17 protein-coding genes are annotated in these 18,332 nt (G+C 29.8%); 13 read left to right on the forward strand and 4 right to left on the reverse strand.

The features are described 5' to 3' along the window. Window positions 1–6: 6 nt before the first annotated feature. Together Q0684_RS11200 and Q0684_RS11205 are read left to right on the forward strand one after the other, a co-directional pair. Window positions 7–489 carry a hypothetical protein gene (locus Q0684_RS11200; protein ID WP_299016639.1) on the forward strand — a complete coding sequence of 161 codons (483 nt, stop codon included), beginning with the start codon at window positions 7–9 and terminating at the stop codon, window positions 487–489. Continuing rightward, window positions 482–850 (forward strand): glyoxalase, encoded by a 369-nt coding sequence (locus Q0684_RS11205; RefSeq protein ID WP_299016641.1) that lies wholly within the window; start codon window positions 482–484, stop codon window positions 848–850. The genes Q0684_RS11200 and Q0684_RS11205 overlap by 8 nt, the downstream gene beginning before the upstream one ends. Before the next feature lie 232 nt (window positions 851–1,082). Here the strand turns inward: Q0684_RS11205 and Q0684_RS11210 are convergent, their stop codons facing one another. Further along, window positions 1,083–1,874, reverse strand: a complete 792-nt coding sequence (locus Q0684_RS11210) for a tellurium resistance protein TerC (protein ID WP_299016647.1) — start codon at window positions 1,872–1,874, stop codon at window positions 1,083–1,085. Window positions 1,875–2,084: 210 nt separating this feature from the next. Continuing rightward, on the reverse strand, window positions 2,085–2,813 hold the full coding sequence (locus Q0684_RS11215; RefSeq protein WP_299016648.1) for a sulfite exporter TauE/SafE family protein: 729 nt from the start codon (window positions 2,811–2,813) through the stop codon (window positions 2,085–2,087). 415 nt (window positions 2,814–3,228) lie between these two features. Between Q0684_RS11215 and Q0684_RS11220 the strand changes: the two genes are divergently transcribed. The 10 genes from Q0684_RS11220 (at window position 3,229) to Q0684_RS11265 (ending at window position 15,942) form a co-directional block, all read left to right on the forward strand. Then, window positions 3,229–3,648, forward strand: coding sequence for a helix-turn-helix domain-containing protein (locus tag Q0684_RS11220; RefSeq protein ID WP_299016649.1), 420 nt, complete (start codon window positions 3,229–3,231; stop codon window positions 3,646–3,648). A 106-nt stretch (window positions 3,649–3,754) separates the two neighbouring features. After that, window positions 3,755–4,969 (forward strand): hypothetical protein, encoded by a 1,215-nt coding sequence (locus Q0684_RS11225; RefSeq protein ID WP_299016651.1) that lies wholly within the window; start codon window positions 3,755–3,757, stop codon window positions 4,967–4,969. Window positions 4,970–4,982: 13 nt separating this feature from the next. Beyond that, entirely contained in the window at window positions 4,983–5,243 is a 261-nt protein-coding gene (locus Q0684_RS11230; RefSeq protein ID WP_299016654.1) for a DUF4212 domain-containing protein, read from the forward strand. 30 nt (window positions 5,244–5,273) lie between these two features. Further along, window positions 5,274–7,043, forward strand: coding sequence for a sodium:solute symporter family protein (locus Q0684_RS11235; protein WP_299016657.1), 1,770 nt, complete (start codon window positions 5,274–5,276; stop codon window positions 7,041–7,043). A gap of 283 nt (window positions 7,044–7,326) precedes the next feature. Further along, on the forward strand, window positions 7,327–10,017 hold the full coding sequence (locus tag Q0684_RS11240) for a sensor histidine kinase (RefSeq protein WP_299016663.1): 2,691 nt from the start codon (window positions 7,327–7,329) through the stop codon (window positions 10,015–10,017). A gap of 15 nt (window positions 10,018–10,032) precedes the next feature. Continuing rightward, window positions 10,033–10,398: a response regulator gene (locus Q0684_RS11245; RefSeq protein ID WP_299016665.1), complete on the forward strand. Its 366-nt coding sequence runs from the start codon at window positions 10,033–10,035 to the stop codon at window positions 10,396–10,398. 49 nt (window positions 10,399–10,447) lie between these two features. Further along, the gene (locus tag Q0684_RS11250) at window positions 10,448–10,684 is read left to right on the forward strand and encodes a hypothetical protein (protein ID WP_299016670.1); all 237 of its coding nucleotides are present in this window, start codon (window positions 10,448–10,450) and stop codon (window positions 10,682–10,684) included. Window positions 10,685–10,794: 110 nt separating this feature from the next. After that, window positions 10,795–12,702: an acetate--CoA ligase gene (gene acs / locus Q0684_RS11255; protein ID WP_299016673.1), complete on the forward strand. Its 1,908-nt coding sequence runs from the start codon at window positions 10,795–10,797 to the stop codon at window positions 12,700–12,702. A 320-nt stretch (window positions 12,703–13,022) separates the two neighbouring features. Further along, window positions 13,023–14,789 carry an ABC transporter ATP-binding protein gene (locus Q0684_RS11260; protein ID WP_299016677.1) on the forward strand — a complete coding sequence of 589 codons (1,767 nt, stop codon included), beginning with the start codon at window positions 13,023–13,025 and terminating at the stop codon, window positions 14,787–14,789. 385 nt (window positions 14,790–15,174) lie between these two features. Continuing rightward, window positions 15,175–15,942, forward strand: a complete 768-nt coding sequence (locus tag Q0684_RS11265; RefSeq protein ID WP_299016679.1) for a DUF6503 family protein — start codon at window positions 15,175–15,177, stop codon at window positions 15,940–15,942. Between the two features lie 38 nt (window positions 15,943–15,980). On the opposite strand, the gene Q0684_RS11270 is transcribed toward Q0684_RS11265, so the two are convergent. After that, window positions 15,981–16,523: an NUDIX domain-containing protein gene (locus tag Q0684_RS11270; RefSeq protein WP_299016681.1), complete on the reverse strand. Its 543-nt coding sequence runs from the start codon at window positions 16,521–16,523 to the stop codon at window positions 15,981–15,983. Window positions 16,524–16,676: 153 nt separating this feature from the next. Next, complete coding sequence (locus tag Q0684_RS11275; protein ID WP_299016686.1) at window positions 16,677–17,765, reverse strand: M42 family metallopeptidase; 1,089 nt, start codon at window positions 17,763–17,765, stop codon at window positions 16,677–16,679. Window positions 17,766–17,914: 149 nt separating this feature from the next. Between Q0684_RS11275 and Q0684_RS11280 the strand changes: the two genes are divergently transcribed. Continuing rightward, entirely contained in the window at window positions 17,915–18,331 is a 417-nt protein-coding gene (locus tag Q0684_RS11280) for a hypothetical protein (RefSeq protein ID WP_299016689.1), read from the forward strand. The last annotated feature ends 1 nt before the right edge of the window (window position 18,332 follow it).

The following is an 18,332-nucleotide window of genomic DNA, read 5'->3' on the forward strand; positions in this document are numbered from 1 at the left end:
ATTTTTTTGAAAGCAGTTACTATAAAACAATTAAAAGACGAATTATCTCACAAATCTGCCACTGAGTTAAAAGATTTGTGTTTGCATTTGGCAAGATTTAAAAAAGAGAATAAAGAGCTCTTAACATACTTATTATTTGAATCTACAGATGAAGAAGGTTATATAGCAACAATAAAAGAAGAGGTAGACGAGCAGTTTGATGAAATAAATACAAATAGCTTTTATTATATTAGAAAAAGTATGCGTAAAATTTTAGCGGCTATAAAAAAGCACATTCGTTATTCTAAGAAGAAAGAAACAGAAGCAGAATTGTTGTTATATTTCTGTAAAAAATTAAAAGAATTTAGACCATCTATAAAAAGAAGTACAAGACTGCAAGGTATTTTTGATATGCAGTTAAGAATGGCAAAAAAAGCCATAGAAAAATTACACGAAGATTTACAATACGACTTTCAACTAGAGGTAGATAATTTATTAGAAGATGCATAAAGAAAGACCAATTTTAGAAAATATTATAAAAGAGAACATGTCTATAACTGAAGTTTTTCAGAACAAAACTTTAAGACCTGTTATAAAAATGCAGCACTTGTTACTGATAAAATCATTTAAAAATTACCTTTTAAACCGAAAAATAGATTTTTCGGTTTTAACAGATCAAAAGAAAAAAAGCAGAATTAAAGGTATTTTTACAAAAGATATCAATTATAAAAACTTTACTATAGGTCTTATTGTTGGAGATTTTACTACTGATGAGTTTCATTTCTATGCAGAAAATACATCAGAAATTAATAGAAGAATATTACAAATAATTACACAGCGTGTACAAGACTCTATAAAAGAATTGGAATAAAAAAACCGTTGCTCCTCAGCAACGGTCTATCAATCAACCAAAAAACTTCTTATGTTTAAAAAACAGACCGCTTTAAAAATCTGTTTGTAAGAAGTAAAATATAATATTTTTACACTACAAAGATACTTAATTATTGTTTACTATTATTCAATAAAAGTTAAACAAAACTTAAAATACTCACAAAAAAAGAGCTATAAATGTCTCTATAACTCCTTTTTTAATTTTAAATAATTTATTTTTTAGCTAATAAATTTTTCTGATATTTTCCTTGTACAATATCTATTATTACTAAAATCCCTATTACAAAATAGAATGTAGTTTTACTCATTGGCACAATTTCTTCTCCAAAGATTTTAATATGTGCTAAATGGCCACCTTCTGTAAGCAACATAATACCAACTATAAAAAGAATAAATAGGCCTAAAACCTCATACATTCTGTTTTTAGATAAAAATTCAGATATTTTGTTGGCCATAAAAAGCATTAATAATCCACTTACAACAATGGCTGCAGCCATAACCAAAAAAGCAGTTGTTTCGTTTTCAATTTCTCTTGTAAGTCCAATAGCCGCTAAAATAGAATCAAAAGAAAACACTAAATTCATTAGTACAATGCTAAAAACAACAGCGTTAGAAGATTTGGTTCCTTTATCTGAAGCCATTTCGTTAATTTCTAATCCTTTTGTAGAAATTATGTGCCAAATTTCTTTAATTGCAGTATAAATTATAAATCCACCTCCTATTAAAACAATAAGACTGTGACCATTAAAAGCAAAGGCCACAATATCTTTTATTTCTGCAGTTAAAAAGGAAAAAGGTTTTTGAAAATATTTGATAAGAGAAACTAATATAAAAAGTAAAACAATACGTAATCCAATAGCAATTAAGATTCCAATTTTTCTTACCTTTTTTTGATCTTTAAGCGGTGCTTTTTTAGACTCTAAAGAGATATATAAAAGATTGTCAAACCCCAATACAGCTTGCAATAATATTAGCATTATTAAGGTGAAAATAACTTGTAACATTTATTTTATTTTTTTGGTTGAAGTTTTCAAAGGTATTTTTAATGCATGTATTGTGCAATTTTTATTTTATTTAGTTTTAAGGTTTTAAAGTTTTAAGGTTTTAAAGTTTTAAAGTTTTAAAGTTCTAAAGTTTTAAGGCTATCAGGTTTTAAAGTTTAATTTTTTTTAAATTCCACAAACCACAAACCACAAACCACAAACCACAAACCACTAAACCAAATATTTCCATAAAATTCTTAGACTTACAAACGCAATTAAAATTGCAGTTGCTTTTTTAAGCTGAATAGGTGTAAAAAAATTAGTACTTAATCTACTGCCTATTTGTCCGCCAATCAAAACAACTACCAATAAAATGGTGGTCAAATTCCAATCTATATAAAAGTTGGTATTCGCATATTGCCCAGTCAAACCTGCAATAGAATTTACTAAAATAAAAACACTGGCAGTTGCTGCAATTTTTTTGGGTGTGTCCCATTTTGTAAGGTGTAAAAGTGGAGCTAAAAATACGCCACCACCAATGCCAACCATTCCAGATATAAAACCTATAAATCCACCAAAAGTACTATTTACTATTTTGTTTTGGTTTCTTTTAGGACTTGATTTTACACTATGTTTTTTAGAAAACCACATGGTTAATGCAGCAAAAAGCAAAGTAAAACCTAATAAAATAAAAAAGAAATTTTGACTAATTCTTAATTTTCCGCCTAAAAAAGAAAAAGGAATGCTAAAAAGTACTAATGGAATAATTTTTTTCCAATCAATTACTTTCTGTCTATAAAAAAGAAGAACATTGCCCAAAACCACAACAATATTACACAATAAAGAGGTGGCTCTTATCTGTGTAAAAGCAATTCCTGTTAAGGCTAAAATTGCTAAATAACTAGAACCACCACCAAAACCAACGGCAGCATATAAAATGGCAACTATAAAAAATAGCAAAATAATATGCCAGTTTTGTAAAATGGTTTCAAAAATCAAATAATAAATAAATTAGTAGATAATTATTATAATTGTTTCAAAAATAATCATAAAAGTCTTAAAGGTTGCCTATAATTGAATTGATTTTATAAACTTCTGTGCACCTTTTTTGATAATAAATTTAAACCAATATTTTTTGTGATTAATTTTTCTTTAGGCTTTTCGTTTTAATTTATTTTCAGATATAAACTAAATAAGAAGCTGTTTTTTTTGAAAGTTGATGTAAAAATAAGTATTTCCTTTTTGTTATAAAAAGGCTTAAATTTAAACATATTTGTTTTTTTTAAAGGCTTTTTTTGTAAATAATGTTTAAAAATTTATTTTTTAGTACATATTTATTGTGCTAATTTAATATATTTATGCTAAATTAATATATATGACTATAGAATTTTGTCCTAATTGTAGTTCTAATGAGTACATTAAAAGTGGAGTAATTAAAAATAGGCAGCGTTATAAGTGTAAAAAATGCAATTATTTTTTTACCGTAAATAAGGTGGGTAAAAATATTGATGATTATTATGTAAACAAATCATTGCAATTATATCTAGAGGGTTTAACTTATAGAGAGATTGAGCGTATTTTAGGAATATCGCATGTAAGTATTATGAATTGGGTTAAAAAATACAACATAAAAAGACCTTATAATTCTAAATATCACCCAACTTATAAAATTTTTAATGCAAAAGAATTAAGTAATTTTTTTCAGGAAACTCAAAATATAAAAGGCGCGGGAGTAGTTGTAACAGAGTTAGGAGATAAGTTTATGTTAATAAAATGGGAACGATTTAAAGAATAGTATAGTAAATTAACATAAAAATATAGTAATATTTTTTTAACTAATTTATTTTAAGAGTTTAGCAGTGCACACAAAATCAATTATTCAATAACTAAACTATTATTTAATGAGAAAACTAAAATTATTACTATTAGGACTTTTTTTAGTATCCTATCAATTTTTAAGCGCCCAAGGATCTCCAGATTATGATGGAGGTCTTAAAATTAAGTTTGATGATGATGGTAAAAAATACCTTCGTTTAATTTCATGGGGTCAGGTACAAGCAACTTATAATAATGATGCAGGACCAACAACAAGTAAAACGAGTTTCAATTTAAGAAGAGCACGTATTTTAATGTTCTCTCAAATTACAGATAAGTTTTTAATACTAACCCATTTTGGTTTAAATAGTTTAAATAGCAACACACTTCATCCTTTAGGAAAAGGAGATGGTGCTCAATTGTTTTTTCATGATTTTTGGGCACAATATAATTTAAATAAGGATCATACTATAGGAGCAGGTTTACATTATTTTAATGGAATATCTAGGTTAAATAACCAAAGTACTTTAAATATGATGACCTTAGATAACAATCGTCAATCTTGGGCAACCCTGGGTCTTTCAGATCAATTTGCAAGACATATTGGCGTTTTTATGAAAGGTAAATTTGGTAAACTTCAATACAGAGTTGCCATAAATGATGCCATAAGCAATGGGTTGGATACAAGACCTGCTGTAAATGGAGAAGCTGTTTACACAGGTGCTAATATATTAGGTACTAGAGACGCAGGTAAAACTTTTGCTGGGTATTTTGAATATAATTTTTTAGATCAAGAATCTAATTTTTTACCATTTAAAGTAGGAACTTATCTTGGTGGTAAAAAAATATTTAATGTAGGTGCAGGATTTTTTCTGCATCCAAATGGTTCAGTAAAACTAGAAAGTGGCAATCCTGTAGGTGATGATGTTTCAATTTTTGCTTTAGACGCTTTTTATGATACACCATTAGGAGATAATGGAAGTGCTTTAACGGCTTATGCAACCTATCAATCTAACAATTACGGAGAAAATTATTTGTTTAGTGCTTATGGTACAGGAACAATGTTGTACTCGCACGTGGGTTATGTTTTTGCAGGTGATAAAACAAAAACAAGGTTTCAACCTTATTTTTCTTATGGTAGTAATAATTATGATGCAACATCAAATAATAGAAATATTTTAGGCTTAGGAATTAACGCTTATATGAGTGGGCATCACTCCAAATTAACTTTAGAATATAAAAATCAAAGTTTTGGTACTTCTACAAGCGCTTTAACTTTACAAGCAATGATTTATTTATAAAAAACAATAAAAAATGGAAAATAAACAACAGCATGCAACAGCGTATTGGAAACAAAACCTAAAATACCTAATTATCTTACTTTTAATTTGGTTTATAGTTTCTTTTGGTTGTGGAATTCTTTTTAGAGAAGAATTAAATGAAATAAGACTTGGTGGTTTTAAACTAGGCTTTTGGTTTGCACAACAAGGATCAATTTATGTATTTGTATTACTAATATTTGTATACGTACGATTGATGAACAAATTAGATAAAAAATTCGGTTTCGACGAATAATCAACTAAACTTAAAAAAAATATATTTATTATGAGCGTACAAACGTGGACTTGGATATTAGTAGGAATAACTTTTGCTCTTTATTTTGGAATAGCAATTTGGGCAAGAGCAGGATCTACAAGAGAATTTTATGTTGCTGGTGGAGGCGTTTCTCCATTAGCAAATGGTATGGCAACAGCTGCAGATTGGATGAGTGCTGCCTCTTTTATAAGTATGGCAGGTATTATTTCTTTTGCAGGTTATGATGGCTCCGTTTATTTGATGGGCTGGACAGGTGGTTACGTGCTTCTGGCTTTACTTTTAGCACCCTATTTACGTAAGTTTGGTAAATTTACAGTCCCAGATTTTATTGGAGATCGTTATTATTCTCATACTGCAAGAACAGTAGCTGTATTTTGTGCCTTAATAGTTTCGTTTACATATGTTGCTGGCCAAATGAGAGGTGTAGGAATTGTATTTTCTCAATTTTTGCAAGTAGAAATTGTTTGGGGAGTTTTAATAGGAATGACTGTTGTTTTAGTTTTCGCTTTTTTAGGCGGAATGAAAGGAATAACATACACGCAAGTAGCACAATACTGCGTATTGATTTTTGCATTTATGGTGCCAGCGTTTTTTATCTCTATGCAAATGACAGGTAACATAATACCTCAAATAGGAATGGGAGGTACTGTAGAAGGTGGAGAGTTTTTACTAGATAAATTAGATAAATTACATGTTCAGCTTGGTTTTAATGAATATACAAGCGGAACAAAAACTACTTGGGATGTTTTTGCAATTACTTTAGCATTAATGACAGGTACAGCAGGTTTGCCACACGTAATTGTTCGTTTCTTTACCGTACCAAAAGTTAAAGATGCACGTAAATCTGCGGGTTACGCTTTACTTTTAATTGCAATTTTATATACTACAGCACCAGCAATTTCTGTTTTTTCTAGAACAAATTTAATAGAAACTGTTAGTGAAACTAAATATTCTGAAATACCAGAATGGTTTAAAAACTGGGAAAATACAGGTTTAATTTCTTGGACAGATAAGAATGGAGATGGTAAAATACAATATGTAGCTGGTAATGCATTAGATGGAAAAAAACCAGTATATACAGAATTAAGAGGTACTTATGGAGAAAGAGTAATTGCCAATGCAAATATGTCTGCAAAAAATGAACTGTATGTAGATAGAGATATTATGGTATTAGCAAACCCAGAAATTGCAAACTTACCAAATTGGGTTATTGCTTTAGTAGCAGCAGGTGGTTTGGCTGCAGCTTTATCTACAGCAGCAGGTTTATTATTGGTAATTTCTACCTCTGTTTCTCATGATTTAATTAAAAAACAATTAAAACCAGAAATATCTGAAAAAGGAGAGTTGTTAGCAGCTAGATTAAGTATACTTGGTGCAATTATAATTGCAGGTTACTTTGGCTTAAATCCCCCGGGGTTTGTAGCAGCAGTTGTTGCACTGGCCTTTGGGTTGGCTGCAGCGTCATTTTTTCCTGCCATTATTCTAGGAATTTTCGATAAGAGAATGAACAAAGAAGGTGCTATTGCAGGTATGATTGTGGGTATTGTATTAATGTTGTTTTATATGATGAAATACAAACTAGATATGTTTGGAGGTGGTACAAAAGAAGATTGGTGGTTTGGTACATCTCCAGAAGGTTTTGGTACTATAGCAATGTTAGTTAATGTAATTGTATCATTAGGGGTGTCTAGATTAACACCTGCACCACCTCAAAAGGTTCAAGATTTGGTAGAAAGTATTAGAATACCATCTGGTGCAGGAGAAGCCTCTTCTCATTAAAAATTATTCATTTTTTGTTAGTTATAGAAATCAGTAATACAATTTGTATTGCTGATTTCTTATATTAGACAAAATTTAACCAAAATTATTGTAAAAATGAAAAAACACCATTCTCAAAAGTTAATCATACTTTCAATTGTGCTTTTTTTGTTGTTAAATATTCCATTCATATTAATTTTTAATATTGATGGAAACATACTAGGAATTCCTGTTTTTTACTTTTCAATTTTTTTAATTTGGTTGCTTTCAATTATAATTTCATTTAACGTCTTAAATCGTTATTATGAATAATTATTTACTGTTTTTTATTATTGTTATTTACCTTTCTTTGCTTTTTTACATTGCTTTTTTAGCAGAAAAGAAAAAACATAGTAAATGGGTAAATAATCCTTATGTATATACATTGTCTTTAGCTGTTTACTGCTCTGCCTGGACTTATTATGGCAGTATTGGTATTGCTGCAGATAGTGGTGTAAATTTCTTACCCATTTATTTAGGGCCAGTTATTGCTGCACCACTTTGGATATTGCTTCTAAAGAAAATCATGAGAATTTCTAAGCAACACAAAATATCTTCTATAGCAGATTTTATTTCATTACGCTATGGAAACAATCGTTTTTTAGGCGCATTAGTTACTTTTATCTGCTTATTTGGTACATTACCTTATATTTCTTTGCAATTAAAAGCCGTTTCAGAAACATTTCAAATTATGACTCATAATACTAGTTATAATTCAACAAGTGTTTTAGGAGATTCTACTTTTTATGTAGCACTTTTATTAGCTGTTTTTGCTACTTTTTTTAGCACTCAAAAAACAGATGCATCAGAAAAACATAAAGGTATTATTGCATCTGTGGCTTTTGAGTCTGTATTAAAATTAGTTTTTTTTCTAGTTATTGGGGTTTATATAACTTTTTATTTGTTTGATGGGACTATTGATATTCATAACCAAATTTCTAAGAAAGAAAATTTTAAAGCGTTAACTTCTTTAAATGGATTAGAAGACGGTTTAAATTGGTTTTTTATGATTGCACTTTCATTCTTCGCCATTTTTTTGTTGCCAAGACAATTTCAAGTATCTGTTTTAGAAAATAATAGAGAAAAACATTTAAAAAAAGCAATATGGTTGTTTCCTTTGTATTTATTATTGTTTAATATTTTTGTAATATTTATTGCTTGGGCAGGGAAATTAACCTTTGGCAACGATATTAGTACAGAATATTATTCGCTTTTATTACCTTTAAAAAATGGCAATATTTTTTTAGCAACACTAGTTTTTTTAGGAGGATTTTCTGCGGTAATATCTATGGTAATTGTTTCTACTTTGGCATTATCTAATATGGTTAGTAATAATTTAATAATTCCTTATGGCTTTTTAAATAAGTTTAAACGAAATGAAACAAATAGAAACTCTAAATACATTAAAAACATTAGAAGAATTTCTATTTTCACAATAATTATTATCTCTTATTTTTTCTATATATCTTTCTCTAAAGAATTGTCCTTATACGCTATTGGTTTAATTTCTTTTGTAATTATAGCGCAGTTAGCGCCTTCATTTTTTATTGGTTTATTTTGGAATAGAGGTTCCTCCAAAGCATCAATAATTGGTATTATTATTGGTTTTTTAATTGTGGCGTACACACTTATTTTGCCTTTTACAATGTTTGCCTATACTGGTGCTAACACTTTTGTAGAAAGTGGTTTTTTAGGATTAGATATATTAAAACCACATCAATTATTTCATATCGATTTTTTAAGTCCGCCTGCACACGCTTTTTTCTGGAGTATTTCTTTAAATACAATATGTTATTTGTTTTTTTCTTTAGCTTTAAAAAGTAATTATAGAGAACGTAATTATGCAGAAATGTTTGTAGAAAGTAGTAGTTTTAGTAGTTTGCAAGACAATGCATTTGTCTGGAAAGGAGAAGCTTATGTAAAAGATATAAAAAATGTTTTAGTCCGTTTTTTAGGAGATGTAAAGGCAAATAGAGCATTAAAACTTTTTTTTCAAAAGTATAATTTAGATGCAAATACACAATTGGCAGATGCTCGATTAATAAATTTTTCTGAAAAACTATTAACAGGAAATATTGGAAGTGCTTCAGCAAAAATCTTAATTGCAAATGTTGTAAAAGAAGAAGAAATAAGTTTAAGAGAAGTCTTAAAAATTTTAGAAGAATCTAAAGAAAATATTAGCAACAATAAAGTGCTACTTGAAAAAACAGATCAACTCTCTAAAATATCATCAGAATTAAAAAATGTAAATGAAGAATTGGTGGTAAAAGACAAACAGAAAGATGAGTTTTTAGACACAGTGGCTCATGAACTTAAAACACCAATAACAGGCATACGTGCAGCAACAGAACTTTTAATTGATGATATGGATGAAATGCCAACAGAATTAAAAAAACAATTTTTAAATAATATTTTACAGGATTCAGACAGACTAGGTAGGTTAATTAATAATATTTTAGATTTTGAAAAATTAGAATCGGGTCAGTTAAATTTAGATTTACAAGTAAACGACATCCAAAAAACCATAATAAAGGTTTTTGCAAGTATTTCTCAACTAGCGGCTAAAAAAGGAATAAAATTAATAAATAAAAACCCATATAAATTGCACTTGTTTTTTGATGAAGATAAGATGCATCAGGTACTTACAAATCTAGTATCTAATGCTTTAAAATTTTGTCCAGAAAAAAATGGTACAATTAGTATAGATTATTATTTAGGAAATAAAGAAGCCATAATAACTGTTGAAGATAATGGTAAAGGAATACCAAAAGACGATTTTAACTATATTTTTGATAAGTTTTATCAATCTAAAAATCAGAATACAATAAAGCCAGAAGGCAGTGGTTTGGGTTTAGCCATTACAAAACAAATTGTAGAAAAACATAATGGAAAAATATGGGCAGAAAAACGCCAAAAAAGTGGTGCTAAATTTGTTTTTACCATTCCTTTTAAGTAATTTTATACGTCTTATATGAAAAAAAAGATTTTAATTGTAGATGATGAGCCAAACATTGTAATGTCTTTAGAATATGCATTTAAAAAACAAAATTTTGAAGTATTTATAGCAAGAGATGGTAGTGAGGTTTTCGAGATTTTAAAAGGAGAAATACCAGACGTAATTATTTTAGACGTAATGATGCCAAATGTAGATGGGTATCAAACCATAAAAAAAATAAAAGAAACAGTAAATTTAACAGCTACTAAAGTAGTTTTTTTATCAGCAAAAAATAAAGCTTCAGATATTGAAAAGGGTTTAAAACTTGGAGCAGACAAATATTTAACAAAACCTTTTTCAGTAAAAAAAATAGTTTCAGAAATTCTAGAACTACTCAATTAAATTTTGGTTTTGTGTGCAAACAAACAATTTTTAATTTAAGTATTATATTATGAAATTTCAACTTAATTCTCTTACATCAGATGTTTTTATAACCATCTATGTAATTACTACATTGTATTTTCGATTCAAATTTGAAAATAGTAAAATTATAGATCCTGCACTTTCTATTGTGTTGGGAATTTGTTTTGTTGCCTTAATTTGGGCATTGATTAAACTTAAAATTCTAAATCCAAATTGGTTTGGTTTAATAAATACGAAACAACGTAAAATTTCAACAAAAAAATAAATAGTATTAATTTTATCATTTGGCGGTTTTTATGCCAGAATTTTAATTTTAGAATAATTGTTGCATTTATGTTTATGCAACAAAATCAAATTAAACAAAACATTTAAGTTATGAGTAATTATCACATAAAACACATAGAAGAATATTATAAAGTATATAGAAAATCTGTAAGAGAACCAGAAAATTTCTGGGAAGAAATTGCAGAAGAACATTTTTTATGGCGCAAAAAATGGGACAACGTTTTAGATTGGGATTTTTCTAAACCCCAAGTAAAATGGTTTGAAGGTGCCAAATTAAACATTACAGAAAACTGTATAGACAGGCATTTAACCACAAGAGGCGATAAAACCGCCATTTTATTTGAGCCAAATGATCCTAAAGAAGCTACAGAACATATTAGCTACAAACAATTGCACGAAAGAGTAAATCAGTTTGCAAATGTACTAAAATCCAACAATGTTGGTAAAGGAGATAGAGTCTGTATTTATGTGCCTATGATTCCAGAATTGGCAATTGCAACCTTAGCCTGTGCAAGAATTGGAGCCATTCATTCCGTTGTTTTCGCAGGTTTTTCATCAACAGCATTAGCCACAAGAATAAACGATTGCGATTGTAAAATGGTAATTACTTCAGACGGTTCTTATAGAGGCTCAAAAACAATCGATTTAAAAGGAATTGTAGATGAAGCCTTAGAAAATTGTCCTGGTGTAGCAACTGTTTTAGTGGCAAAAAGAATCAATTCTAATATAAAAATGAAAGAAGGCAGAGACCAATGGTTACAGCCTTTGCTAGACAATGCTTCTAAAGAATGTGTGGCAGAAATTATGGATGCAGAAGATCCGTTATTTATCCTATACACTTCTGGTTCTACAGGCAAACCAAAAGGAATGGTGCACACCACAGCAGGTTATATGGTATATACAGCCTATACTTTTAAAAACGCATTTCAATATAGAGAAAACGATGTCTATTGGTGTACAGCAGATATTGGTTGGATTACTGGGCATTCTTACATTGTTTATGGTCCTTTAGCAAACGGAGCAACTTCAGTACTATTTGAGGGCGTACCAAGTTATCCAGATTTTGGTCGTTTTTGGGAAATTGTAGAAAAGCATAAAGTAAATCAATTTTACACAGCACCAACAGCCATTAGAGCTTTGGCAAAACACGGTTCTGCACTTGTAGATAAATACAATTTATCGTCTTTAAAAGTACTAGGTTCTGTAGGAGAACCCATAAACGAAGAAGCTTGGCATTGGTATAATGATAATATTGGAAAAAACAAAAGTCCAATAATAGACACTTGGTGGCAAACAGAAACAGGTGGAATGATGATTACTCCAATTCCGTATGTAACTGCCACAAAACCAACCTATGCAACCTTGCCTTTTATAGGTGTTCAGCCTTGTTTAATGGATGAAAACGGACAAGAATTAAAAGGAAACCAAGTAGAAGGTAGGTTGTGCATAAAACACCCTTGGCCAAGTATTGCCAGAACCATTTGGGGCAATCACGAGCGTTATAAAGAAACCTATTTTTCTGCCTATAAAAACATGTATTTTACAGGCGATGGCGCTTTAAGAGACGAAGTGGGTTACTACAGAATAACAGGTAGAGTAGATGATGTAATTATTGTTTCTGGCCACAATTTAGGCACTGCACCAATAGAAGACGCTATAAATGAGCATCCTGCAGTTGCAGAATCTGCCATAGTTGGTTTTCCTCACGATATTAAAGGAAGTGCTTTGTACGGTTATGTAATTTTAAAAGACACAGGAGAAAGCAGAAATCACGATAATTTGCGCAAAGAAATCAATCAAATTATTACAGAACATATTGGCCCAATTGCAAAATTAGATAAAATTCAGTTTTCAGAAGGCTTACCAAAAACACGCTCAGGAAAAATTATGAGACGTATTTTACGTAAAATTGCGTGTAACGAAATGGATAATTTAGGAGATACAAGTACACTTCTAAATCCAGAAGTTGTGCAAAATATTATAGAAAATAGATTATAGCACAAGCTAAACTGAACTTGTTTCAGTTTCTGATAATAGGTAAGCTAGAATTTTTTTATGGCGTGTTTTTGTTGAAAAAACAAAAACCGCGCTTTTCACTATATCTTTTTGCTGAAAAACAAAAAGGATGCCGTTTCAATCGCTCACGCAGGTTTATTTAATAGCTAATTACAAATCTTAAAGTATATTTCTTTTTTATTTTAGACCTGACAGGTAATGCACTAAACTTGATTTAGCATCTCCTGTCAGGTCTTTTTATGTTAACTTTGTAAAGGTGGCAGATTAAATAATTCAGGCATAAAAATTGACTATTTCTAAATATGCAACATTTAAAAGAATCTAAAAAGAGTAAAACCAAACCAAAAGTAACTTTAAAACAAGCGTTTAAAACCATTATTTGGCCAAGGCGAAATTTGGTTTTTATTGGTTTAATTTTAATTATTATTAGAAGTTTATCGGGTTTTGTATTACCATTACAAAGTAAAGTTTTGTTAGATGAGGTTGTTCCTAAAAAAGATTTTAATCAATTATATCTTGTAATTGGAGTTGTAATTGCAGCCATTTCAGTGCAAGCCATTACTTCATTTTTACTTACAAAAATATTAAGTATTCAAGCGCAATATTTAATATCAGAATTAAGAGCACAAGTGCAAAAAAAGGTGTTGTCTTTGCCAATCAGTTTTTTCGATAACACAAAATCTGGTGCTTTAGTTTCTAGAATTATGAGTGATGTAGAAGGTGTTAGAAACTTAATTGGTACAGGTTTGGTACAATTAATTGGTGGTTCTTTTACTGCCATTTTAACCTTAGTAATTCTCTTAAAAATGAATGTTTGGATGACCGTTTTTACCTTCGTTCCATTATCTATTTTTGGTTTAATTGCTTTAAAATCTTTCAATTACATTCGCCCAATTTTTAGAGCAAGAGGAAAAATAAATGCAGAGGTAAAAGGACGTTTAACAGAAACTTTAGGCGGAATTAGAGTTATAAAAGCTTTTAATGCAGAAGCACAAGAAACAGAAATCTTTGAAAAAGGCGTTGCAGAAATTTTCGTAAACGTTAAAAAAAGCATGACAGCCACTGCAATTATGACGAGTGCTTCCACTTTTTTAATTGGTTTGGCAACAACAGGAGTTATGGGAATTGGCGGTTATTTTATGATGCAAGGAACCTTAACTTTTGGAGATTTTGTACAATTTACATTTTTGCTTGCATTTATGGTAGCACCAATTGTGCAAATGAGCAATATTGGGAGTCAGCTTACAGAAGCTTTGGCAGGTTTAGACAGAACAGAAGAATTAATGAATTTACCTGCAGAAGAAGATGATAAAGACAGAACAATTGAACTAGAAAATCTAAAAGGGGCACTAAATTTCGAGAATGTTTCTTTTGCTTATGATGAAGGAAAAGAAGTATTGCATAATATCAATTTTAACGTTCCTGCTGGTTCTGTAACGGCTTTGGTGGGTAGTTCTGGTTCAGGTAAATCTACTATTGCAGGTTTATCTGCTACTTTTTTAAATCCAAAGTCGGGTGTAGTTACTATAGACAATCATAATTTATCCAAAGTAAAGTTAAACAGTTTTAGAAAACACTTGGGTGTAGTTTTACAAGACGAATTTCTGTTTGAAGGTTCAATTAGAGAAAATATTTTATTTCCAAAACCAAACGCTACAGAAGAAGAGTTGCAAAATGCTGTAAATGCAGCCTATGTAAACGAATTTACAGACAGATTTGAGGATGGTTTAGATACCTTAATTGGCGAGCGAGGTATAAAATTATCTGGCGGACAAAGGCAACGTTTGGCAATTGCAAGAGCTATATTAGCAAATCCTAAAATAATTATATTAGACGAAGCCACATCAAATTTAGATACAGAAAGTGAAGCTTTAATTCAGAAAAGTTTATCAGAATTAATAAAAGATAGAACTACCATTGTAATTGCGCACAGATTAAGTACTATAAAAAAAGCAGATCAAATTTTGGTAATTGAAGCCGGAAAAATCGCAGAAAGAGGCACACATGATGAGCTAATAGCAAAACAAGGCAGATATTTTGATTTGTATACCTATCAAAGTAGGATTTAGTGAGACTCAATTTTTAAAAGTTGCAAAGCAACGCATTAAAAATTGCAAGTCGAACTAACCACGCTGAAAAGCGTGGTCTTACAACTTAAATATTCTCAATTAATAATAACTAATTCAGTCTGAGCTTGTCGAAGACCAACTATTTAGTATTCATCATGATATGGAAAACACTTCGACAAGCTCAGTGTGACTCCGTTTTGTTAAGAAGGTTGTTTAAGCTTTTAAAAGTTACTTATTTTCAAATATATCAATAAAACATACCAAGTCAGTCTGAGCTTGTCGAAGACCAGTAAATAACGTTATAAATAACTAAACATTTCTTATTTTTGTAAGTAGTAGTCTTTAAAATCGACTTTAGGAAAATCAACATAAAACCAATACAATCATGAAAAAATACGCCTTTATATTCTTAGTAGCAATTACAATTTTATCTTGTAAAAATGAAACTAAAAAAGATACCGATGAAACTACAAAACAAGAAATTGTTTCAGAAAATTATCCTGCAGAATTAGCTAAAGTTTTTAAAGCGCACGGTGGCATTGATGTTTGGAAAAAAGCAAAAGTCTTGTCTTTTAATAAAGGCGAAGAAGTACATACTACAGATTTACATACAAGAGATATTGTTGTAAATTCTCCTAATTTTTCTTTAGGATATCAAAATGGAAAAGTTTGGCTAGATGAAGAAAAAGAAGGAACATACAAAGGTAATCCAGCTTTTTATTACAATTTGTATTTCTATTTTTATGCAATGCCTTTTGTTTTAGCAGATGACGGAATTACGTACACTAAAGTAGAAGATTTAGTTTTTGAAGGTGTAAATTATCCAGGTTATAAAATTTCTTATGCGTCAGACAAAGGAACTTCACCAGATGACAACTATATTATTTATTACAACCCAAAAAGCTATAAAATGGAGTGGTTGGCTTATACGGTAACTTTTAGTTCTAAAAAACCGAGTGAAAAATATAGTTTAATTCGTTATAATTCTTGGGAGAGTTCAACAGGTTTGGTGTTACCAAAAGCAATTACTTGGTATAAAAAAGATGAAAAAGGAAACCCAACAGAACCTGCAAGGCCAGCAACAGAATTCACGTTACCTTTATTAAGTAATGCAAAGTTAGCCGATAGTTTTTATGCAAAACCCGTTAAATAATTTACGATAAATTTATTTGTGGAGAGAATTAATATTATTCATTTTAGATGATTTATAATCTTCTCATAAACACCAACATAATATTCATGAAACCTTGAAAGCAAAACGTTTTCGAGGTTTTTTGTATCTTTTAAAACAGTTAAATCAAACAATTTTATATCATCAACTTCCTCTTCTTGAACTTTTAATTTAGAAACAGGTACTTTTAATTCGGCAATAAAAACATGATGGTGTTCATTGTCTTTAATTCCGTTTGCATGCGCTACTTGATGAATTCTTGTGCCAATTTTAATAAAATCGTTTTCATTTAGTGATAAGCCAATTTCTTCTAAAACTTCTCTTTTGGCACTTTCTAAAACAGATTCTCCTGCACCAATATGTCCTGCCACAGAAATATCCCATAAGCCAGGAAACACTTTTTTAGTTATAGCTCTTTTTTGGAGTAATATTTTTTCATCTTTAGTAAATAACCAAATATGCACAGTAGCATGAAACCAGCCGTTTTTATGCGCTTCAGATTTTAGAGCAGTTTTTCCTGTTGGTTTTCCGTCGGGAGTAAGTATGTCTATAAGTTCATCCATTTTTTATGAAGTAAAATTGTAATTTATACGAAATGAAAAATCTCATAATTAATTAATAGAATTATGAGATTTCTCAATCGCCTAAAGAAGCTCATTTCGAAATGACACTTCTAAATTTAAAAGCCCTTTCCTTAGGAAAGGCATGGAATAGGATTAATCAAAATAAGAAAAAGTCTCTCCGTCTTTAATATTTAATAATGTTTCGTAAATCATTTTAATTACATTTTCTACATCATCTCTATGCACCATTTCCACAGTAGTATGCATGTATCTTAAAGGTAAAGAAATTAAAGCAGAAGCTACACCACCATTGCTGTAAGCAAAAGCATCTGTGTCTGTTCCTGTGGCTCTAGAAAGTGCAGAACGTTGAAAAGGAATTTTCTTTTCTTCTGCAGTTTCTGTAATTAAATCTCTTAATTTTTGTTGCACTGCAGGAGCATAAGCTACAACAGGACCTTTACCAATTTCTAAATGACCCGCTTTTTTTTGCTCAATCATTGGTGTTGTAGTATCATGAGTTACATCTGTAACAATAGCAACATTTGGTTTAATGGTTTGGGTTATCATTTCTGCACCACGCAAACCAATTTCTTCTTGTACAGCATTGGTAACATATAAACCAAAAGGCAATTCTTTTTTGTTTTCTTTTAACAAACGTGCTACTTCAGCAATCATAAAACCACCCATTCTGTTGTCTAAAGCTCTACATACAAATTTGTCTCCATTTAAAATGTGAAATTCATCTGGATACGTAATTACACAACCCACATGAACGCCTAAAGCCAAAACTTCTTCTTTGGTAGCGCAGCCTGTATCTATAAAAATATTGTCTGGTTTTGGAGCTTGCTCATTAGATTTATCTCTAGTGTGTATTGCTGGCCAACCAAAAACACCTTTTACAATTCCGTTTTTAGTATGAATATTAACTACTTTACTTGGCGCAATTTGATGATCTGAACCTCCGTTTCTGATCACGTAAATTAAGCCATTATCTGATATGTAATTTACATACCAAGAAATTTCATCTGCATGACCTTCTATAACTACTTTGTATTTTGCATCTGGATTGATTACACCAACTGCAGAACCATAAGTATCTGTAATAAAAGTGTCTACATAAGGTTTTAAATAATCCATCCAAATTTTTTGGCCTTCCCACTCATAACCTGTTGGAGCAGCATTATTTAAGTATTTCTCTAAAAAGTCTAAAGATTTTTTATTTAATATTGATTTTTCTGCCATTATTAATTGTTTTGTAGAATTTCTATTGTTCTTTGTTCTTGGTAAAAATAAAACGTTTTTTTAGCAATTGCATTAAAATTGTCATAAAAAATGTAACAAAAAGCACTAGCAGAATACTGATAAAACACTTATATTTAATTTTTTAAAATATGAAGCATAATTCAAAATTCTTCCTGGTATTTCTAATGCTATTTTTTGCGAGTTGTAATGTGAACAATTCACCTAAAAACACACCACCTTCACCCAATTTTAAAATTGGTAAAACAGGTTTTGAGAAAAAATTACAAACCATTTTTGATTTTGAAAAACTTCTTGTAGGTACTTCTTTAGATAGAAACTTTGGTATTTCTAAAACCGGTTTAAACTTAACTTTTAAAGTAAAAGACTTAAGTATGATGTCTAATGAAAGAATGCACAAACACAGTGAAGTTATTAAATTTGAAACCAAACAGAGTTTACTAAAATTAGATTCTTATGATTTTTTAAATGTTATTTTTAAAGAAGAAATGAAAGATGGTGACTTTACAAAATCATCAACAGTAACAATTAAAAAGCAACTAAAATAAC

The sequence above is a fragment of the uncultured Polaribacter sp. genome, from assembly GCF_947503875.1.
Classification (GTDB): Bacteria; Bacteroidota; Bacteroidia; order Flavobacteriales; family Flavobacteriaceae; genus Polaribacter.